We start from the raw sequence: 20996 nt of genomic DNA, 5'->3' as shown, positions 1-20996 counted from the left end.
TGCTTGGACGAGTTAATGGTTTATCGGTTCCGGCGAGGTGCTCCTGGTCTCCGACGGCTCCGTATGTCAGTCGTGGCGGATGGGAGGAGGCCTCGGTGTCGGAGGCGGCTTCACGGGCGGGCGATAGGCGGGTGGCCAGAGAGGTTTCCTTATGGGTTCCTCGTCCGGCAGCGGCTTGAAGTGGTACTTCTCCCGCCAGGCGACAGTCTTTTCGAGTTCTGCCGGAGAAAGGGTGCGCAGCGGCGTTATCCGCTTCCCCGTGACGGTAACCTGCTGGCCGGGGAGAAGGCGCATCTGGGCCGGTGCCGTGATGTCGGCGTTTCCCTTCAGGAGGGTCATTTCCGCCAGCCTGGTCCCTGCCTTGATCCGGATGTTGGCCTCGCTGTTGAGGACGAGGCTGATGTTCGGCCCCTCCACGCAGGCCCGCTCCCGCTTGAGGTAGGCCTGCCCCGTGAAGATCCGGATGAGGATGCATTTGCTCTGGGCCAGCCAGTCGAAGATCGGGTCGGTCTTCTCGTCCAGTTGGAGATACCCCCCGTCCCGGAACTCCACCAGGGCGCTGGACCCCGGCCCCGTGGCCAGGGACGAGCCGATGCGGACCGTGTCGCCGTCCTTCCCCGCCTTGTTGTTGAGCCAGACGTTGGGCCCCGAAACCCGGAGGGTGCCGATGGCGCCGCCGGGCTCAGTGGGGAGTGAAACGCAGCCCACCGTCAGGGACAGGATGAGCAGGGACAGGGAGAACCATCGGGCTGGGACGTTCATGGCATCACCTCACGCTCTCGGTGCCGAAGAGAAAGCGGGCCCGGCGGATCTCGGCCCCTTTGACTTCGTCCCGGGGGAGCCAGACGACCCGTCGCGCTGCGGCGTCCCAGAGGACGAATTCGTCGCCGGTCTTGTCAAGGAGGTATACCTCGCCGCGCACTCCGGCGAGCATCGTGCTCCCGGAATCGGCCACGACCAGGGGGAACCGCGCCGGCCGCTTGAGGACGCCGTAGGTCATGGGGAGCATGAGAACCGAGAGGAGGAAGGTCAGGGCGAAGGGGGCCGCCAGGAGGATGCGGAGCCGCCACGGCTCCACGACCCGCCAGGCGAGGAGCAGGAGGGCACCCCCCTTGATGACCGCCAGAGTCAGGTTGAAGTAAAGGTTGTCGAGGCTCGTCCGGTCTCCCGTCACGAGCCATTGCCTGATCTGGCCCGCGTCTCCCCCTGCACCGCCAGAGGGGGCAAAGAGGAGGTCGGAGATGGCCAGGGGCGCGCCGAAGAGGGCCAGTTCCCGGTCGATGAGCAGGGTGAGAAGGACCAGGAGCGCCCCGAAGGCGGCGGAGCGCCAGACCCAGGGCTTTCGTTCGGCCAGCTCCGCCAGCCTCTCTTTCACCGCGTCCATGGGCTGCCGGAGTCCCGTCCGCCTCAGAAGGAAGACAACCGCCGCAAGAGCGATGGCCACCATGAGGAGGGGGAGGGCGATCCGCGCCAGAAGGTCGGCCATGTCGGCGATGAACCGGGCACCCTCCTGCATGTACTGCTCTTCGCTGAAGGAGAAGAGGGCGCCGATGCCCAGCAGGTTCAGGTGGGCCCGCTTGATGAGGTAGCCGCAGGCGTAAAAGACCGCCGCGATCCCGGCGAGGGAACCGGAGAGCCAGCCCAGGAGCGCGGTGATCTCCTTGAAGACGTTCATGGCGCGCGGGGCCGGTCAGGGTTTGAAGATGCCCGTTTCGACCCAGTCGGCCTTGATGAGGGACCACCAGTCGATGGCAAGCCCCTTCAGGACATACTCGTAAGGGAACCAGGCATAGCCGCCGTCCCCCCATCCGCTCCCCCAGGAGTTGCGGATCAGGAGCGCCCCGGTGGTCTCGATTCCCTTGGGATTGGTGTTCCTGATCTTCATGCCGTTGTCATAGCCGACCGCCATGATCGCGTGGCCGCCAGTGATCTTCTCCCCGGCGGTGGGGTAGGGGATCTTGCCCGATGCGGCGGCCTGGGAGATGGAGTTGTAGACCGTGAAGCCGAACATGGACGGCAGGCCTGCCGCCAGGTTGGTCTTGATGCGGTTCAGGAGGTCCTTTTTCGTGGTGCCCGGCGGATCGAGCCGGTAGTAGTTGAGGGCCTGGTAGTTCTGGGCAAAGGCGTAGCAGAAGGCCGGCGGCTCCTTGTCGAAGTCGGCGATGACGTAGGGCCAGTACTCCTCCGGAGGCACGCCGAACAGCACCATTGCCCCCATGGTGGTGCGGAGGAAGGCCCCGGTGTCGCCGGTCCAGTGGGCCATGCTGCGGGTCGCCTTGTAGAGGAAGAGCCGCGACGCATCGGTGTGTTTGCCGAAGGCCCGCCGCTCGAAGTACTCGTACATGCCGACGCCGGCGTTGGCGGTGCATGAGCCGAGGGAACCCTGATCTTCAACGGGAGAGCACCATGGCCGGAGATCCACGGAGGTGGGGACGGCCTTGAGGGGGGCCGCCACTTTGGCCTTGGAGAGCATCGCTTTCACCGGCGCATGCTCCGGCGTGTAGTCCCTGAAGTCGGGGTAGTCGGGCAACCATCCCATGCCGTATTTTTCGATTGTATCGCTCATGGCATCCTCCTTGTTGACGGTGTATTGGTTGTGGGCGGATCACGCCGGCGTCAGGTTCAGGGACGCTACGGCTTCGCGCACGTCCTGGGGCCAGATGAAGAGCCGGTCCTGGGGACGGACCCGGAAATAGGCCTGGGGCTCATAGAGGAGTCCCGTGGTCATGTCGACGCACCAGCGGGTGACCCAGTTGGTCAGTTCGACGGTGGCAACGGCCTCGCCCCTCACGAGCTTGGCGGTCACCTCCCAGAGCTGGTACGCCATCCGGAACTCGTAGCCGGTGAGAACCAAGGGGTCTCCCCAGATTCCCCGCCCTTCGGTGACCGCGGTGTCGGCGGCCTGGTGGAAGAGCTTCAGGTCGGGCTGGCTCGGCAGGTCGGGAAAGATGAGGAAGGGGGCGGCCCACCCTATCTCCACCATGAGGAGGTTGAAGGTGGCACGGTCCTCCAGGGTCCTGGTCCGCAGCTCCGCAGGGGTGTACTGGGGGGCGATGTAGGCCAGGAGCCGTCCATAGTCGTCGAAGGGGCGGTCGGCGGTCCGGACGAAGAGGGGGCGCATGGTGCCGTCGGCGCGCTGGAGCCTCGTGTCCAGAAGGCTCTGAAAGGCGTTGGACGCCTGATGTCCCTGCTGCTCCTGCCGCGTGCCGGCGTCACCGGTGGCGATGCGCGGCGCAAGGTAGGCGGCCAGGTCCGGGTTGGCCGGTGCCCGGCCCTGCTGGAGCCACCCGGCCAGGTCGGCCAGTTTCCCGTCGTGCCTGGAGGGCTTGCTGTTCTCAGGGTAGTGGAGTTCCGGTGTGTCGATGCTGAGCATGCGGATGGCGGTGGAGATGGTGGGGGTGTCGCCGTCCGAGTGGCGGACGTAGCGCTTGGAGCCGATGCTGTCGAAGGTGGTGCCGTTGGGTTGCCAGAAGACCTTGAGGGGGGGCATGCCTTACTCCTTCATCTTGCCGGGATCACTGCAGATCAGGTGTTAAGTATAGCCTTGGGAAGCCACCTGGCAAGGGAGGCGCGGGATTATCCTCTACGGCGCTGCCACCACTCCAGTGCCTGGATGCCGATGAACAGGATGACCAGTATCGCAATCAGAACCAGCATTACCTCGGCCATGACGACCGGCATGTTCGGATAGAGTCTCCGTAGGTCATCGCCGTACTTTTCCGTCTCCTTCGGAAAGAGCATGCCGATGATGCTCAGGGTCTGGACGGCCGCCAGGAGGGTACCGACAACGAGGAAGGACCGCTCGAACCTGCTGTCCCGGTCGGCCCGTCTTTCGGCAAGCTTCCCCTGGATATCGAGGAGCGCCCGCTCGAGGGATGCCTTCCGGTCGTCCATCCCCCGCGAGGCATGGCCCTGGATGAAGAGAAAGCGCTCCGTCGGATAGAAAAAGAGGTTGGGGAGATACTTCTTCTGCAACGCTTCACGCATGGCGAGCTCTATTGTTTGCAGTTCCCGCGTCTTGACTCCGTCGGCCCTGAGGCTTCTCCCGTGGGCAATTTCAAGCTGTGTACCGTTATAGATGAGCACGGCATGGGGGAGGGTGAGGTAGGGGCTGATCCCCACGCTTTCGTGGACAGCCCGATACGCCCTGCACTCTTCGCAGACATACACGAGCGTCCCCTTGTGGAACCCGATGAGGCTCCCTTCCCTCAGGTCGAGATAGCCGAGGACGTCGTGGAGTTCCGAGTCATCAATGTAGGGGAAGTCGAGGAGCCCCTGCACGATGCCGCCGATTCCCCGCACCCGGGGCATGAGCCCCGTGTCGAGGGAAACGTCGCCGCTTTCCCGCAGCAGGATAAGGGCGTCCCAGAGCTCAGGCCACCCCGTTGCAGCGGGACCGGACAGCAACTGGAGCGTTCCGCACATGAGGGTGAGGTCGGTCTTGCCGAAGAGCTTCCCTGCCAACTGGTCGATGGTGAGTTCCTCCCCCCCGGCGGCAAAACGGATTGCCGGGGAGATGTCGCACTCTTCGCCCCTCCCGGTCCCTTCACCTCCCTCCCACAACTTCGCCAGCTTTACCAGGTCCCATTCGTTGATCCCCGTTCTCTCTCCGGCCTTCTCGTCGCAGGGTAAGGGGGGAGGGGGAGGGGAGAGCACCAGGTGGAACACGCAGGTTCCGTCTCGAAACATCGTCCGGCTTCGCCGGACTTGCATGGCCAGACGCCGTCCGTGGTGATCTGGCGAATGGCGACGGAGCAGGAGGAGCTTCTCGAACCCCTCGGCCTCGTACCGGATGGAGTCGGGAAAGAGGACGTCGACGGTGCAGCAGGCCTTTGGGGTCTCCACGGTACGGTTGGCCATGGGGGAAACCGCCCGGTAGGTGTGGGAGAGGAGATCCCGCTCGAACGATGCGAAGTTTTGGTCCGACTCCTCCCAGGCAAGGGACGGTTTTTCCTGGGCGGATCCCATGAAGTGGAAGGCGATGCCGAACTCGCCGAACGCCAAGGTCGGCTGCTCGACGCAGATCTGCTGCAGGTCGAGCGGAGGGATTTCTCCGTCCTTTCCGGCGGGGATCATGGCGGTGACATCCCCGTCGGTCTCGGGGTCAATTCCCTCCGCCCGATAGAACTCATGGAGAAAGTCGCGAAGGACCTCTGCGTCCAGCTGTCGCGGCAGGATGCCGTCGATGGGGATGGCGAACAGCAGGAGGTTTCTGGCCCGTTCCTGGTGGGGGGTGAGGGGGGGCTGGACATACCCGGTTACGACCCGGCGGGCGCCGAGCCGTTCGAGAACGGTGATCCGGTCGAAGAGGTCGAACCTGTCGTGATAGGCGGCATTGTCAGGGTTGAGTGGGTCTTCCGACTCGACGAACACCGCCCGCAACCTCCCCCCATAATCGCAGGCAAGCCGGTTAAGATGCTCCACGGCACGGGTCACGAGCCGACGCCCCACTCCGCGTCGCCGTGCCTCAGGGCGAACGGCCAGGTACGTGAGAAGCCCGCAGCCGCTTTCTCGGTAGAGCTCGGCGAAGATAAACCCGTCGATCCACCGTGACGTGGGGTCCGGAGAAGCAAGGCCCTCTCCGGCGAGGAAAATGGTGAGAAGCGGCGCGGGGGAATCAGGTTTCTCAGGGCCGAGAAGCGGTTTCCAGATTGGAGGGGTCTCCACCTCCGCAGGGTGGGCAAAGGCCGGCAGGTAGAGCTCGACGTAAAGCTGATCGAGGAGGCTCTCCCAGTGGGGGAAATCAGACAGGTTGCAGATTGCGCCGTCATCCGCCATGGGAATCCTTCCCGCCTCTAATCGTCACAATTTTCCGGGCTCCGGCGGACATTTCGCCGTCTCGCCGGTTTCCATTGCCGTTCGCGCCGTCAGCTTCGTCCCCCACGCTGCCGCCTGGCGGGCACGGTCCTTCCGTGCGGGGCTCGGGTAAAAGGGCTTGTCGTCCACCGCCACTTCAACCACCACGTCCCGGGCCTCTCTCAGGTCCAGGGGCCTGAAGCCGTAGCTGCCGTCCTCCCGGATGAACATCTGGGTCATCACCTCCGGCAGGGTGGCGGTGAGGGTCTTTTCGCTCCGCTCGGGGAGGGGCGTTGTCCGGGGCGAGGAGAACTCCGTCCGGAACCTCCCGCTTACCGGCGGCCGCTCGCCCGTGCCGGAGAAAAAGAGGTGCAGGGTCCCGGTGTCCGGGTCCATCTGGATGCGCCGCACCCGGGGGATGACGAACAGCGGCCGGTCGCTGTCGTTGGCCAGGGTCACCGAGACCAGGACCTTCCCCTCCGACCTGCGGCAGTCGCATTGGCGCAGGGTAACTCCCTTCAGCGTTCTGTTCATGGGCTGTATCCTTCCCGACGGAGTTTCTCCGCCACCCGGGAGTCCGGCGCCACGGAAAACTCCTTCACGAACCGGGCTCCGAAAGCGCTCCGGGACTCCGGGCTGGAGAACAGGATTGTCGACAGCTCGGGCAGATCGTGGGCCAGCTCCTCGGGGGTCATCCGGGTCTGAAGGTATTCCAGGGGGAGCGCGGCCAGCCATTCGTCCAGGGCCTCCTTGAGCCAGCGGTCCATGGCCTGGGGGGCGATCCGCCCCTGACCGAACTCCTGGAGCCGGGCATAGATAGCCAGGGGCGCCACGATCCCCCAGCGGACGTGGGGGCAGGCCGGCAGCCTCTCGCCGAGAATGCCGCGAATGGTCTCCAGCTCCGGCCCCAGGTCGCCCGCCGGCGCCGGCAGACTCCCTCCGGCCGCAGCCTGTTCCAGTACCTCCCGCGCCTGCCGCCACGAGAACCATGAGGGGTAGGTTTCACCGGACTCCATAGCCTCCCGGGCCAGCTCCTCCAGGCCGGTCCCATCCCCCGGCTGCCGGATATAGGCAAGGGCCATGTCCCATGCCTTCACCAGCGGCCTGACGAGCCAGGCGGCCACCGTCTCCCGCGTCGCCTCGTCACGGGCCATGATGCGGGCCACGGGGACGCTGAAGCTGTAGTACTCCGAGAAAAAGGCGTCGAAGAAGTGCATGCCGGTCTCGGTCCTGCGGAGCACCCGGTCCCTTACCTGCCGCAGGGCGTTCACTTCCGGAGCAAAGGGGGATCCGCTCGCCACACTGGCCACGATGCAGCAGCCGTCGGGACAGCCGCACCCCACCTCCCGCTGGTTCGGGTCCCGTGGGGTCCGCCCTTCGGCCAGATGGAGGTCGTTCTCGGCCCCCACCGCCTCCTGCTCGTCGGTCTCGTAGTCGGCACCGGGGTGACCCAGGTGCACATGGCACAGCTCGTGGAAGAGGATGGCCGCCGAGGTGGTGCAGACTTCGCTGCCGTCGGTCCCGGTCATCCATCTGCCGTCGCCGTCGCAGTTGTGGGTGTCGTAAAGGATGTCGGGGTTCCCGCCGGTGTAGGTGGTGGCGGCCGAGTCCTCGAAGGTGTAGCCGTCGGGATAGACGAAGTCGGGGCCCAGACCGATGAGGGTGATCACGGACGGGGAGTCCACCAGGTCCTTCAGCAGCTGCCGCACCCGGCCGGCCGGGGTCGTGGTGTCCTGGGGGCCGGGATCATAGGTGACGATCTGGTAGTCGGGGTCGCCCGGGTCCGGCTCTTCTCCCAGGGTCTCCGGCAGGTCCTCGGAGCCGGCCATGGCAATCACCCCGATCTGGGCCAGGACCAGGTCCGGGTGGACCTCGAAGGTGCCGGGATTGTCTCCGAACTCCCTGTCGAATGGCGTCTGTCTGATACGAATGGTCATGCCGGCCTCCCGGTTTCAGCCCTTCACGTCGCTGCGCCGGCGGCGCTTCACATGGGTCGGTCGTCCGTCGAAACCGGCGTAGTGGGGCGGGGTTTCCTGCCGCACGTCGCCGGGGGCGGCGCAGGGCTCGTAGGTGCAGGGGCGCCCTTCCCTGGTCGGGGGGCAGCATTTTTCCAGCCGCCGCCGCACTTCTTCCTCCCGGTCCAGTTCCAGGGCAGCATCGGGATGGGCGGTGGCGAACATGTGCCGCAGGGCCGCCATATCCGCCGCCATGCTCTTCTGGAGCGAGGTCTGCTGGGCCGAATGGTTCAGCAGCTCGCAGGTGTTGCGGGAGATCTGCTCCAGGATGCAGATTATGGTCTGATTCTGCTGGATCTGGAACGTGAGGAGCGTATTGGTGATGTTCTGCCGCGCCGCGATGCCGGCAAGGCCCGCCGCCGTGGCGGCAAAGCCGTCGTTCACCAGCTGCCGGAGCTCCTCCAGCCAGTCATTGGTTTCCTCCACCAGACCGTTCAGGACGGTCAGGTTTGTGTTGGTCGTCCCGCAGCAGCCGTTGAGGGCGGTCACGTCATTGTGCAGGATGGCCAGGTTGGCGTTGATCTGCTGTGCTTGTTCCCACACTTCGTTGATTGTCGGCACGGTTCGTTCCTCCATGTATGTGCTCAGACCGGGCTTTACCGGTACGCCGGCACCAGGATCATCTGGCTCGGCCGGGAAAGAGGGGACATTGCCACGCTGCGATGAAACAGGAGTTTCATCCTTGGCTCTGTCCCCGAATTCAATCCGTTGAATCACATCATTCGGTCCGGCCCGGTGTCGAGGTGAGCGACCCGTGGGCCTTTGCCCCGGCGATCTCCCCCGCAACGATTCCCGCTATCACCGCGCCAACCTCGATGGTAACCTCGGGTGCCACGAAGGCCGCTATCGCCGCTGCCTGGGGCTCGTCCCTACCTTTGATTGCTCCGTGCATGAAAGCCATCAGTTTTTCCGCGAGAATCTCGCCGTTCTTGACCATGGCATCGAATTCCTTCGGGGCCACTTCACGCATGGACGGCAGGTTCTGACGGATGAAGTCTCGAATCTCGGTTTCCGACATGCATTTTTTTTCCGCTCCCATGATGATCACCTCCTTTCCCTGGTGGTTTCAGCTGCCGGTGAAGACCAGCAGCTTCTCGAGGTCCATGCGTCCGAAGAAATCAAGGACGACTTCCCTCGTGAGGTTGCGCGAGGCGCAGGGGAAGCGCTTCTCCCTCGTTTTGTCGATGATCTCCCCCGTCGTCAGCTTTCCGTAGCATTGCTCATAAATGAAGCTGGCGGTGTCGTTGAGTTCCAGCTTCCTGTGTCCCAGGTCAAGGAAGAGGTTGCCCTCGCGGCTTGAGGCGATGAAGACGGTCCGAACGGGCTTGTACGCCTCGATGGCGTCGGCGGGCAATCCCTTCAGGTGACGGTAGTCTCCAAGGAAGGGGAGGCTGAAGTACTTGCTGTAGTTGAAGGTATGCTCGATCAATTGGAACCAGGTGGTCTTGAGGCCGCTGCGGTAGTAGGCCTCGCAGTGACGGTGGAGGAGTTCGTCGGGGATCGTCCAGAAGAGGTCCCGCATTTTTGTCGATACTGCCTCGATGAAGCGCTGCCGGGCATGGAGGATCTCCCACTTCGAGAGACTCTCCGTCCTGACGAATGCGTAATTGTCGCCAGGACCGGTCACGCAGTCCGGGTCGAGCATTTCCAGGCCGAACGCCCCGGGGTTTTCGTACATGGGGGTGCCAGGGTAGGGGGTATAGATGGTTGAGTTCACTTCCAGCCGCCCGAGGCCGATCTCCAGCAGCTCTTCCGCGAAGGAGATGCTGTTGTCGATGGTCTCCCGACTCTCGAAGGCGCCGCCGATGATGAAGTTGCCGAAGATGGAGAGAATGTCCGCCCCGGCGCAGATCCTGACGGCTTCCCGGATTTCGTCCAGAGTGAGGTTTTTGCAGTATGCGTCAAGGACATGCTGGTTTCCTGTCTCCACGCCGAGCTGGATACGGTCGAGCCCCGCCTCCACCATGGCGCGGACCATCTCCGGGTGCTTCACGATGACGTTGGCCCGGCCTTCGCAGAACCATTTGACCGTGTAGTACCTGCTCTGGAGCTCCTTCATCCCGCAGCAGAACGCCATCACCCGCTCCGGGTCGACGGTGAAGGTGTCGTCGAGGATGTTGATGTAGGCGGGCCGGCGCTCCCTGAGGAGTTCCTCCACCTCGGCGAGGACCTGCGCAATGTCGCGGGGACGGTAAGTCGCCTCGGGCCTCCCTTCGTAGCAGAAGGCGCACCGGTGGGGGCAGCCCCGGCTCGTGACCAGGTAGTCGATGCCGTTTCCCCTCTGCCGCTCGTGGTTGAGGGTGCGGTCGGGGACCAGAAACATGTCCGGGTCGGCGGCGGGGAGGCGGTCCCGGGTCCGGGCGATTCCCCCGGCGTGCCGGTAGGTAATTCCCTCGATCTCCTGGAGCGTCCCCTTTCCCCTGAGGAACCAGTCGAGGATCGCGGTGAAGGCGATTTCTCCCTCGCCCCTGACGGCGATGTCGCAGGCGCTCTCCCCCAGAAGCCGTTCATCCCAGGGAACCACCGACGCCTGGGGGCCTCCCACGACGCAGAGGAGGGAAGAGTCGGCCGTTTTCAGGGCGGTGATGGCGCTCATGGTGGTGTGGACGTTTTCGTGATCCACGTAGAAGCCGATTACCTTTGTGCCCGAAGTTCCGGCCAAGTCCCGTATCTTTTCCAGTGACGTGTTGGCCTGGTCGATCACCCGGACCCGGTACCCCTGGCGTGCTGCATGGGTCCCCACGTAAAGGAGTCCCATCTGGTCCATGAGATGGGAAGAGGCGAGGTGAATCCTGGATAGCCGCGCCAGAATTGCGTCGATGCTGCCGCTGTCGATGGGCTCCATCGTCATTTCCTCGTTGATGAGAACTGACGGATTGCCAGTTTCGCGAGCACGACGGACGTTGTGATAACCGCTCCCCGTAATGCCGGCAGGCCCAGCAGGGTGAGCAGGCCCCAGGCTGCGCCCCCCGCAGCGGCTGCTCCGGAGAGAACGGAGAGAGCCGAGACAGTGACCGCGGGAAGTGTGGTTGTCCGTCGTGGGTTCATGGCGTAGATTCCTGATCGGTCAGGCGCGAAAGCCCGCTAGTGCTCATTCGCGCAGGCGGTCCCTTCATCGATGGCGATCTGGCGTTCGCCAAAGATGGTCACTGACGGTTCCCTGGGGTATCAGGCCGACCGCGCCGCATGACAACACTCTTAACCCCTTCTCCTGTAATTGGCATGAAATACGATTCCCATAAGTCCACAGAGCGCCAATAAGAAGGTCCCCGGTTCCGGAACGACATTCACGCTGCCACTGCCGGTGGTCAGATCCAGCTTGATGCCTGATGCATCGTCCACCAGCGCCTGCGAAAACTCCAACCCGGATGAACCGACCGACACTGCATCAAAGAAAAGGGTCGCGAGGGTGAAGCTGTCCGGCTGGAGGGCATCCAACTCGGAGGAAGTGAGGAGGGAAACCTCTGCCAGGTCAACCACCCCACCCAGGAAGATAAAATCGGTCAATGCCTCGCCCAGAGCCGGGTCTCCAAGAAACGGTCCAAAGGCGACGCCTGTGGGGAAGAGCACGGCTGGATCGAAGCTCACATCGAGATCAAAGCTCCCCACCGATGAGCCCAGTCCTGAGATGAGAAGATCAACCGACAGCGACTGCCCCACGTCAACGGTCTGCTGGCTGGGCACGAAATCGAGGGAAACCGCGCCGGCCGGAGCGATGCGCAGCAGGCAGACAACGAGCGCCACCATACCGAATCGAATCATCGTTTTCATTGCTACCCCCTCCCTTTCCTTTCATCATTTGCAGGTCACAGTGTGAGTCACCGTCTTCTCCATGGCGTCGGAATCCAGGTAGGTGATCGTTACCGTCACTGTCCCTGCGGCCTGGCAGTGCACAAGAACACCGCCGGCTCCGGCCAGGTTGGAAACCGTGCAGGTCGCGCCGGCGGCCGGTGCTACCGTGCACGCCGTGGCGGCTGTCCCGAATCCCGTAGATATCCGGGTAGGGGTGCAGACATTGAAATCAAAGCTCGCGCAGAGGAGATTGGAGCAGTGTTGGGAGCAGATACGCGCATCGTTGGTCGTGATGGTGCCGTCGCCGTCGGTGTCGCGGCGATCGCCGGTCCCTTCCGTATTGCGCGCGGCGAAGATGGCGTTGATATCCTTGATATCCACATCGCCGTCCCGGTCGATGTCGCAGAGTACGTCACCTACGGTAACCGACAGCAGTGAACAGGATGTCTGGCCCGGGAAAACGATTCCCGAAAGCGTCGTCGGCTGAACAGTAACAGCCCGGTTGGTTTCGATCGGTTTCACCGCGACGTTATAATCCTGGGCCGTTCCGGAATCGGTGTGGACGCAGACCTGATACTGCTTCGTGCCTGCCTGGTCGGCAGTCAGATTGAAGGAGGGGAACCCGATGAAGAGCTGTTCCGGGGTGACGCCGGTAACGGTGCCGGTATCATCCCAGATCGTCAGAATCGGCTGTGCTGCGGGGGAATACCACGAGTTCGGTATCTGGGCCACGGTGCCGCCGAACTGGGCCAGCAGGCTGTCGATGGGAACGTTGTCCTGGTGGTTGGTCAGGTCACCGGTTACGGCGTTATTCTGGTCTGTAACGTAGGTCAGAACCGCCTGGTTCTGCTGCTCCAGCAACGTCCCGGAGCGCAGGGCAGTTTCGTCGGGAGGGGTTGAGGGAGTATCGGGATCGGAGCCGGGACCCCGGTCCCACGGCCCTGTCCGGGACTGCCATATCCGGACGTCGGTCACCGAGGTGCTCTTGTAGTTTTCCTTCTTGTCATTCACCAGAAGGAACGGGTCTTCAAGGTGCCATTCGCCGTTGTACCAGACGTTCGTCGCCGCCTCGGGATAGACGTGTTTGCCATCCCTGGTGAGCGAAACCCATTTCTCGCGGCAGGGATAGCCCAACTCCCGTATCAGGGAACAGAACATTGACGTCTGATTGTGGCAGACGAAATTCGGTTTCCCGAGGGGGTGGTGCCGCTTGCCGATATCCAGGTTGCCGGCATTGAAGTCGTCGACGACGTCCTTGTCGGTGACCGTTCCCTGGCCCGGAGGCCAGCAGGCAGGCTGCAGGAGGTCGTGGACGAATTTCTTCGTATTTTCCACAACCTTTTTATGATCGATCTCGTTGGCTGCGGTCTTGGGGAAATCTCCCCCGTAGTTGGCGCCGCCCGCCTTGGGGACAGTAATCTTGCCTGTGCAGGGAGCCGGGGCGTCGACCTGCTCGTACCCGTTTTTCGGCCCCTGGTAGCGGGCCGCCATGGAACCCAGATCGCCACGGTCAAACGGATCTTCCCCCTGTCCGCGAACGCCGTTATTGTCCTTGTCGTGCCCTCCGACGCCGTCGTGATTCAGGTCAGGGCTGCCGTGGGTCTGGTAATTTCTTTCCCCGGCATTGGGATTCTTGTCCTCGTAGTCGGGTTTCCCATTCTTCGGATTCTTGTCCTCTTCCCTCGCCGATTTCCCGAGATCATTGGGGCTGAAGTTATTGCCCGCAACCGCTCCGCCATGGTTTCCGGGCGCCGTTGCATGGGAGCAATTCGGCGCCAGAGCCATTACAAGGAGCATGGCGCCGGTAATACATGCCGTGTCAGCTTTGCGCAAATATCCTTCGAGTCCCATTTTGAGTCCTCCTGACTGAAGAGCTTTTCAGCCCTCCGCTTGACGCTGTATTCCCCAGCGCTACCTCCCCGTCCGCACCAGCGTTCCACTGGAGGTGCAGACCCGCTCGAAGGTTTGGCCCGTCGGATAGCTTCCATAGAAAATCTCGACCGTCTGTATCCCGCCATCGGTTTCGCTGATGGTGAGCATGTTCAGGAAGGGGTCGCTGGAGCCCCGGTACACGGCGGGACTGATGGTGAGGGAAACGCCACCGCCGACTTGCGCAGTGCAGGCCAGGTTTGTGGTATAGCTTCGGTCCGCGTTCACGGTGTAGGTCCCGGTGCATGACGATTTGATGCCATTCTGCATCGGTATTGAGTCCGCTATGGCCTTGGCTGGCTCTATGACGGCGACAGTGATGTCGGTACCCTTTACGAGCCCTGTACCGCTGAAGGTGAGGGTACCGCTTTCGACGAAGCCGACGGTTTCCCCGTCAGCCAGAAGCTTCCGGTTTGCCCGGTCGAATCCCGGCGCGCAGGGGGTCTGCACGCAGGTCCGCGATGCGGTAAATGCGTAGCTTCCGTTGAGGATCGCATTGAGTTTTGCCTGCTGCAACGGGGTTACCGCCTGGGTTTCAGCGGCGCCTGCGGCGACGGGGATGAGGAGTGTGAGGCTTGCGGCGAGGCGTCGAAAGGTGGTCTGGGTCATTCATGTCTCCTGAGTGTGAGTTGATGGTGAGTCAGAATATATGCAGCTGAGCGGTGTTGTTGAACGGCCCGTCCCCTCCGGCTTGCCGGGAGGGACGGGCCGTGTGTTACGGAAGGCTACCCGTTATCGCCCCCCGGCAGGTCGTTGCAGATGCAGACCGCCCAGGGTGGTGTCCATGCCTCGTGGCAGGAGACGGTGTTGCTCCGGGTCCTGTCCCGGGCGTAGAGCTGGAATGCATAGCCGCAGCAGGTTCCCCGCTTGAGGGGGAAGCCGGCCGGGATCACGTAGGGGGGCGGCACGCTGGGGGCGCAGGTCTCGTCGAAGATTCGCAGGTCGAGAAGCGTCAGGATGCCGTCGAACTTGGGCGGAATCGGCGGCGGCGGGGGGCAGCCCCCCATGGCCGGCACCGGGTCGCACCGGGTCCCCGGATCCCCCACCCGCTGGGTTCCCTTGAAGGGGTCGGGCCCGTAGGTGATGAGGTCCGGCGTGATGGGGATCTGGACCGTCGGCCCTCCCTGGCGGGTGATCTGGAGGATATAGTAGTCGAAGTTGTCACTGGGTGGATTCAGGTCCGCCTCGTCGATGAACTCGTCGTAAGCAATTCCCAGTATCCCCACGGGCCAGGGGACGTTGCAGGGGGCACCCGGCGGCACGAACTGGGTGTCGAGTCCGATGTGGAGGTCGGTGCACCCTGGCAGCCCGGCGAGCCCGGCGAATTCGACATGGATCGGCTTGTTGTCGAACCAGACGTGCTGGGTGTCGTAGTAGTCGTTGTTCAGGGTGTCGGTCACGTGGAGGAGCAGGGTATATTGGCCGCTCCGGCAGCGGTGGTGTGAGTCGGGGCAGGCCCCGTCCATGACGTTGGTGGGCAGCCCCGTGTCGCTGGACCAACAGAAGGGCTTCAGCTTCCAGAGGTCCTCGATGGTGATGTTCCCCAGTTGGATGTCGATGTTGTCCACCAGGTTCGTGGTCAGGGGTTTGCCGATGACCTGGTTCCACTGGGCCCGTTTCCCCGCCTCGATCAGCGGGTCCGGGTCGGTGTAGCAGACCGGCCCTGAGAGGAGGGTCGAGTAGGCCGCCGGGTTGAAGCCGATCTGGCCCGGGCCAGGGAGGAAACCGACGGCGGCCCGGAGCTCGAAGCACTTGATCTTGCGGTTGTTGCACTCGCCCACGAAGGCGCTGCCGCTGACGGTGACGCAGCACCCTACCGACGCCACGTCGTTGGTGGCCGGGATGAGGAGCGGGGAATCGGGGTTGAAGGGGCCGAAGCCGGGGCCGGTCTTCACCGGTGCGTCGGCCACGTGGTCAATCCAGACCAGCACCTTGAAGAGGCTGAACTGCGTGCAGCAGCAGGAGCGGGCCACGTTGGGGAGCGACGAATAGACACAGAGCCGGATCTCGTAGGAGCCGGCCGGGAGGACCGTGGTGTTGATCCACCCCAGGACGCCGTTTACGACCGAGACGGTCCCCGTGGGGGTGCCGCCGGGATAGGATACGCCGGTGGACTGCCAGCCGGAGTTGTCCTGGCAGGGGTCTCCCTCCACCTTGCGCCATTCAAGGGTGTAGTGGTCGAAGAAGCCGCCGGTGGCGGTGCCGACGGCGGTCACCGCCATGCCACCCACGTTTTGGTTTACCACCTCGTCGGTGCAGCCGACGGGCTTCGTGATCTGGCAGGTTAGGGGCTGGAAGCAGTTGCGCAGGCAGCGGAAGTAGGCGATGAGGCAGCGGACCAGGTCGAAGAGGGTGCGGGCGCGGCCCAGACACCAGCCAAAGCGGAAGGCGCAGATACACCAGCAGCGGCAGAACCAGAAGCGGGGGTCGAGGCGCAGTTTCTCGAAGACCTCTTTCCCCAGGAGGAGCTCGGCGTTCACGGGGGTCAGGAATTTTTCGAACAGAGCCTCGGCCGCATCGCCGCCGGCGTGGCAGTCGAGATTTCCGGTGGTGGCGTCGTCGGCCAGTTCACTGGCCCGGTCCGTGGCGCGGGCCTCGTTTTCCAGGTAGGGCCTGAAGACGGCGGCAAAGTTGGCCACCAGCTGGCGAAAGTCTGCCCGTTCTTCAACGGTGAGGGGGCGGTCGCCGATGGAATCGTCGAACAGGCGCCGGATGCAGAGCCAGTAGCGGTAGAGGTAGTAGACCGCTGTGGGGAAGGTGCGTGACCGGGAGAGGAGCCAGCCGAAGCGGAAGCAGCAGAGTATCTTCCGCAGGCACCAGTTCCACTGGTCGACGGGGCCCAGGATCTCCCGGGCCTTGGCATCGAGGGTGCGCAGGGCCACCGCTTCGGTGGCCAGGGGGGCGAAGAGGCGGTCGGCCAGAAGTTGTTCGTCCTCGCAGGTGTGGGGGTGTTGGTCTGTCTCCTTGATGAGCCTTTCGGCCGACTTGCTCAGCTCCAGATCCTCCTGGAGGATGGGGCGCCAGGCGTCGAGCACCTGCTGGAGGACGAACTGGAAGTCCTCCATGTTCACGTCATCGGGAAGCTCGGCCTTTATGGCCGCCTCCGTGGGCTTTTTCGGTTCTTTTGCCATCCCTGGTTTCTCCTTTCATGTTCGCGTCCGTGCGGATACGTGGGTGCCCGTGTGAAACCGCCGCACGAGCACCCGCTGGTTATCAGATGGTGAACGGCTTTTGCTTCTCGAAGACGGGGTCGTTGACGCCAACCCGGAAGAGGTTTGGCGTCTGGTCCGGGGGCATGCGGTTGACGATGGAGCGGTGGAACCGGCGGTAGTCACCCTTGAAGAGGCCGTTTTTCCAGACCCGCAGGAGCTGGCCCGTGAAGAGGCCGTTGAAGGTGCCGTCTTGGGACAACTGGTTGTCCTGGCACCCCGAGATGAGGAGGATCGACGCCTTGGCCTCGGCTTTGGCCCTGGCTTCCGGCGTCTCCTTTTCTTCGAGGATCTTGTCGTAGAATTCCCGGTTTGCCCGGTAGGTCCGCATGGCAACGTCCGGCGGCATGACGCGGTATCTCACCTCGCCCCCCAGGGCGCCGCTCCGGGAGGTGCCGTAGTAGTAGGCGTCCCTCGTTACCGTGCCGCTGTGGCAGCTGTCGGAGAAGACGAGGATCCGGACCCCCTTGGCGAAGGCTCTGTAGAGTTTGTAGAGCTCGTCGTCCACCAGTTCAGCGTCAAAGAGGCACCAGGTCTCGTCTTGGCCGTCGGGCTCGTCGTTGTTCAGGTCCGGGAGGGTACCCCCGTGCCCCGAGTAGCTCAGCATGAAGATGTCGCCGGCCTTGAGGGCCTTTGCGGCCTTCTTGATGGCGTCGACAACCTTCGCCCGGGTTGCCGCCTTGGTTAGCAGGCTGGTGACGGTGAACCCCTGTGATTGCGCGATGGCCGCCATGTCTTCGGCGTCTGCCTCGCAGGCAGTGAGCTTGCCATCCCATCCCTGGTAGTGCTTCGGATCGACGGCGTTGAGGCCGATGGTGAGAGCGAGCCCTTTTGCCATGGGACGATTTCTCCTTTCTGGTTAGTGGTGTCGTGTGGAGCGGTGCCGGTCAACCGCCTCAGAGCCCGTACTTCTTCAGGACCGACGTCAGTTCGGCGACGAGTTTGAGGGCGTCCTCCCGGTCAAGCAGTTCGGCGAGCTTGTGGAAATGGGCCGGCTCCCGGATTCCCGGCACCAGTTGCTGGCCGCTCCGGGCCACGATGACGTCTTCGAGCACATCGCGGAAGTGGGCCGGCTCCCGGATTCCGGGGACGTATTTCAGGTTCTCGCGGCGGGCCACGGCGATCCGCTCGGCCAGATTCAGATCGGCGTAGACCTCGTCGATGGCGGCGATGAGGATCTCTTCTTCCCGGGCGAGGGAGATCCCCGCGTCGAACCAGTGGGCCGGCTCGCGGATCCCCGGCACCAGTTCCTCGGGCACCGCCTGCTGGACGATGTCCCGGAGCCGCCCGGGGATGAAGTGGGCCGGCTCGATCCAGTCGGCCTTCAGTTTCAGCTTGAGGGCCTGGTGCCAGAGCAGGAAGAGGGAGTAGCTGCCGGCGGCCACCTTGCCGACGCTCTTGCCGGTAAGCTCCTTCAGGATGGGGGCGAACTCCCGCTCGAAGACCGTCCCCTGGAGGTTCTTGGCGCCGAGTTCCACCCGCTCCACTTTCCCTCCTTCGGCGATCTGGAAGGTTACCGGAAGGGTGGTGGTCACCACGAAGCCGATCTGCTGGGAGACCCTGTCAAAGACCGCGTCCAGCTTGGTCTGTATCCCTTCCTTGATGAAACGGTAGATGTCGATGAAGTCGTCGTAACGCTGCACGAGCACCGGGTGGGCCGGTTCGACCCAGTCACGCTTGATTTTTGCCATCTGTCGATTCCTCCTTGAACATGGTTTGTGCACTGAATGAAAGTCCTCTTCCTGTGGGCGGTTGCCGGGTGTTGGGTCCTGTGTGCGCGTCACCCCCCTTCGTACGGGTTTTCATTGCTGGCGATGGCGTTACCGCCCCGTCTCCATCCGCCGCTTGAACTCTGCGTAGGGGACCGGGGTCCGCAGCGAGCCGAAGAAGCCGAGACCCACCGGGTCGGCGCCGGCCTGGGCAAGATTCTCGATACCGGTGTAGGGTACGGCTCCGCCGCCGAAAAGGGTCGATTCAAGGCTTTCGGTGGTCTCCTCCCGGGGACGCTCCGGCTGCTGCTCGGTCCAGGCCCGCCGCAGCCGCTCCAGGATCCGCTCGCCCCGGGCCCGCAGCTCGATGCCCCCGTCGTCCACTCGCTGCCGCATTCCCCGCATGGCGCCGCGGACCGTCTCCTGGTCGGCGGGGTCCAGGGCCTGGACCAGGTCCCAGATGCGGGAGAGGCAGCGGTAGGTGTCGAGGTTGGTCTCCTTGATGAAACAGCGGACCTCGCTCCGGAGCTCCTGGGTCAGGAGTTCAGGATGGAAGCGGCGCAGGAGCTGGAAGGAGAAGTCCACCTCCATGTTGAAGTAGTGGAGCCCATAGTCGTTGAAGTTGCGGTCGAAGAAGGCATAGTTGGCGATCTTGTGGAAGGTCTCCACCCGCGGGTCCTTGATCCGGTAGTCGAAACCGAAGTAATCTCCCACCAGGATGCCGTCGTCGCGGAGCTTTTTCTCCAGCCCCGTGGCGGCGTAGGCCTCGGCCCGGCAGAAGTTGAAGGGGTTGTCGATGTGCCGCTCCATGAAGCGGAGGTTGATGAGGAGGTGGTCCATGGTGGCGTCGGGCTCGAACATGAGGAGGTTGTAGGCCACGTGGACGTCAAAGTCGTTGAGGACGCGCAGAGCGTTCTCGATCTCCGCCCGGCTGCTCTTGCGGTTCAGGTTCCGCAGCCCCTCTTCCGAGGCGTTTTCGACCCCCAGGAAGACCCGGAAGATCCTGAGATCGTCCAGGACAGTCATCACCTCGCGGTTGATGGAGTCGGGGCGGGCCTTGACGGCGATGGCGATGTCCGTCACCCCCTCCTTCCAGAGGGTATCCCGCAGCTCCGTGAAGCGGGCCAGGGCCTTTGGGGGGTCCGGAAGGAAGAAGTTGTCGTCCTGGAAGTTGAAGACACGCACCCCGTGCCGGTGGTAGAGTTCCTTCATCTCGGCCACGATGTTGGCGACGCTCCGGACCCGGAACTTGGCGCCGCCGCCGCTGCGGTACCAGGCGTCGATGCTGCAGAAGGCGCAGCTGCGCCAGCACCCCCGGCTGGAGAGGATGCTGGCGATGGGCTTGCCGAAATAGTCGTGGAAGGTGTCGCGCCGGGGGAAGGGGAGAGCGTCGAGGTTCTCGGGATTTCCCGTGGAGGGGTTCACGGTGATTGCGCCGTCGGGGGCCCGGTAACAGAAGCCCGCCACCGCCGAAAGATCGGAGAGGTTTGCGGCCAGGGCGCAGATGAGTTCTTCCCCTTCCCCAAGGGCCACCGAGTCGAATTCAGGGAAATCGGCCAGGAGCTGCCGGCAGTTGAGGGCCGCGAAGTGTCCGCCGGAGGTGAGATGGCCCGTGAAGCCCGCCTCACGCAGGGCCTTGGCCATGCGGCAGAACTCCCGGGCACGGCCGGTGAAGACCATGGAAAGGCCGGCGATCTCCGGCCCGAAGGCCATCACCTGCCGCACCACGGACCCAATTTCCCCCTCCTCGTTAAAGGGGAAGATGACGGCTTGGTGCCCCTTCTGTTCGAGGGACGAAACCATGTAGCGGAGTCCCAGGTTCTCTTCGAGTTCTGCCCCGATAAGAGCGACTTTCATCAGGCACCTCCTGTGTGCAGTGAGTATTATGGGCTGACTGTGGCATGCAACGGGCGTTCGGGGAGGCAGGGGACCGGAAGAGCGGCAGTGGGGAGAAAAGGGTGCGCCATCCCTGGCGCGCCGTGCCGTTTTTGGGGCTGCACGGCGGGCTCATCCGTGAGCGTGCTTGGTAGCCGAACATTGTTTTGGACTAGTTCCGTCAAGAAGTATAGCGGCGGCAATTCCATGTGCAAGCGGTCACAGACAAATAATTCTCGTCTGTTAGGGGAAGTGCGGAAGCAGCGGGATTCGCGGTTCTACGGCTAATTGAACGTGGCCTGCATTGTTGGGATGAACGGAGGCGGGCAATTCTGCTATACTGACACGGACTATGTTACGACCAGCGTGGGAGAGGGGGATGACCGATGGCCGAATTCGTGAAGCCGGCGTACCTGGCGTTTCTTCTTGTCATCGTCGTTCCGGGGGTGGCCGGCGGTATCTTGGCCGCCAACCGGGCGAGGAACTTCGTGGGGTGGAGCATCCTCTGCGCCGTCTTCCCCATTTTCCTCCTGGTTATCTACTTCCACAAACCGCTGCGCGAGGTGGAGGGTAAATTCTGGAAGTGCCGCTCCTGCGGCGAGTTTCTCAAGTGGCGCGAAGAAGCGTGCCGCTACTGCGGCGCTCCCCGCGCCTGATCCATTATCATATAC

At 63.5% G+C, this 20996-nt stretch carries 18 protein-coding genes; 1 reads left to right on the top strand and 17 read right to left on the bottom strand.

Annotated features, from left to right (window positions below; all coding sequences use genetic code 11):
• Positions 1-66: 66 nt before the first annotated feature.
• From RCH91_RS16295 to RCH91_RS16215, 17 genes are all read right to left on the bottom strand, one after another.
• Complete coding sequence (locus RCH91_RS16295; RefSeq protein ID WP_306536043.1) at positions 67-762, bottom strand: hypothetical protein; 696 nt, start codon at positions 760-762, stop codon at positions 67-69.
• Positions 763-766: 4 nt separating this feature from the next.
• The gene (locus RCH91_RS16290; protein ID WP_306536042.1) at positions 767-1675 is read right to left on the bottom strand and encodes a hypothetical protein; all 909 of its coding nucleotides are present in this window, start codon (positions 1673-1675) and stop codon (positions 767-769) included.
• A 15-nt stretch (positions 1676-1690) separates the two neighbouring features.
• Positions 1691-2566, bottom strand: a complete 876-nt coding sequence (locus RCH91_RS16285; RefSeq protein WP_306536040.1) for a C1 family peptidase — start codon at positions 2564-2566, stop codon at positions 1691-1693.
• Between the two features lie 39 nt (positions 2567-2605).
• A complete protein-coding gene (locus RCH91_RS16280; protein ID WP_306536039.1) occupies positions 2606-3490 on the bottom strand; it encodes a thermonuclease family protein in 885 nt (294 codons plus the stop codon).
• Between the two features lie 86 nt (positions 3491-3576).
• A complete protein-coding gene (locus tag RCH91_RS16275) occupies positions 3577-5778 on the bottom strand; it encodes a GNAT family N-acetyltransferase (protein WP_306536038.1) in 2202 nt (733 codons plus the stop codon).
• A gap of 24 nt (positions 5779-5802) precedes the next feature.
• A complete protein-coding gene (locus tag RCH91_RS16270) occupies positions 5803-6330 on the bottom strand; it encodes a hypothetical protein (protein ID WP_306536037.1) in 528 nt (175 codons plus the stop codon).
• Positions 6327-7733 carry a CFI-box-CTERM domain-containing protein gene (locus RCH91_RS16265; RefSeq protein WP_306536036.1) on the bottom strand — a complete coding sequence of 469 codons (1407 nt, stop codon included), beginning with the start codon at positions 7731-7733 and terminating at the stop codon, positions 6327-6329. Before RCH91_RS16265 ends, RCH91_RS16270 begins: the two co-directional genes overlap by 4 nt.
• A 15-nt stretch (positions 7734-7748) precedes the next feature.
• A complete protein-coding gene (locus RCH91_RS16260; RefSeq protein ID WP_306536035.1) occupies positions 7749-8372 on the bottom strand; it encodes a hypothetical protein in 624 nt (207 codons plus the stop codon).
• 157 nt (positions 8373-8529) lie between these two features.
• Positions 8530-8850: a hypothetical protein gene (locus tag RCH91_RS16255; protein WP_306536034.1), complete on the bottom strand. Its 321-nt coding sequence runs from the start codon at positions 8848-8850 to the stop codon at positions 8530-8532.
• Positions 8851-8877: 27 nt separating this feature from the next.
• A complete protein-coding gene (locus RCH91_RS16250; protein WP_306536033.1) occupies positions 8878-10656 on the bottom strand; it encodes a B12-binding domain-containing radical SAM protein in 1779 nt (592 codons plus the stop codon).
• A 353-nt stretch (positions 10657-11009) separates the two neighbouring features.
• Positions 11010-11582: a cohesin domain-containing protein gene (locus tag RCH91_RS16245; RefSeq protein WP_306536032.1), complete on the bottom strand. Its 573-nt coding sequence runs from the start codon at positions 11580-11582 to the stop codon at positions 11010-11012.
• A 24-nt stretch (positions 11583-11606) separates the two neighbouring features.
• On the bottom strand, positions 11607-13454 hold the full coding sequence (locus RCH91_RS16240) for a hypothetical protein (protein ID WP_306536031.1): 1848 nt from the start codon (positions 13452-13454) through the stop codon (positions 11607-11609).
• 60 nt (positions 13455-13514) lie between these two features.
• Positions 13515-14141 carry a hypothetical protein gene (locus RCH91_RS16235; RefSeq protein WP_306536030.1) on the bottom strand — a complete coding sequence of 209 codons (627 nt, stop codon included), beginning with the start codon at positions 14139-14141 and terminating at the stop codon, positions 13515-13517.
• A 116-nt stretch (positions 14142-14257) separates the two neighbouring features.
• Positions 14258-16663: a hypothetical protein gene (locus RCH91_RS16230; protein WP_306536029.1), complete on the bottom strand. Its 2406-nt coding sequence runs from the start codon at positions 16661-16663 to the stop codon at positions 14258-14260.
• 82 nt (positions 16664-16745) lie between these two features.
• Positions 16746-17579 (bottom strand): caspase family protein, encoded by an 834-nt coding sequence (locus RCH91_RS16225; RefSeq protein ID WP_306536028.1) that lies wholly within the window; start codon positions 17577-17579, stop codon positions 16746-16748.
• A gap of 58 nt (positions 17580-17637) precedes the next feature.
• On the bottom strand, positions 17638-18432 hold the full coding sequence (locus RCH91_RS16220; RefSeq protein ID WP_306536027.1) for a hypothetical protein: 795 nt from the start codon (positions 18430-18432) through the stop codon (positions 17638-17640).
• A 129-nt stretch (positions 18433-18561) separates the two neighbouring features.
• A complete protein-coding gene (locus RCH91_RS16215) occupies positions 18562-20307 on the bottom strand; it encodes a B12-binding domain-containing radical SAM protein (protein ID WP_306536026.1) in 1746 nt (581 codons plus the stop codon).
• A 404-nt stretch (positions 20308-20711) separates the two neighbouring features.
• On the opposite strand from RCH91_RS16215, the gene RCH91_RS16210 reads away from it, so the two are divergent.
• Complete coding sequence (locus tag RCH91_RS16210) at positions 20712-20981, top strand: hypothetical protein (protein ID WP_306536025.1); 270 nt, start codon at positions 20712-20714, stop codon at positions 20979-20981.
• Positions 20982-20996: the final 15 nt, after the last annotated feature.

The organism is Geobacter sp. (genome assembly GCF_030834625.1).
GTDB lineage: Bacteria > Desulfobacterota > Desulfuromonadia > Geobacterales > Geobacteraceae > Geobacter.
Note: the sequence above shows the minus strand (reverse complement) of the source record. Positions and strands in the feature narration are given on the sequence as shown.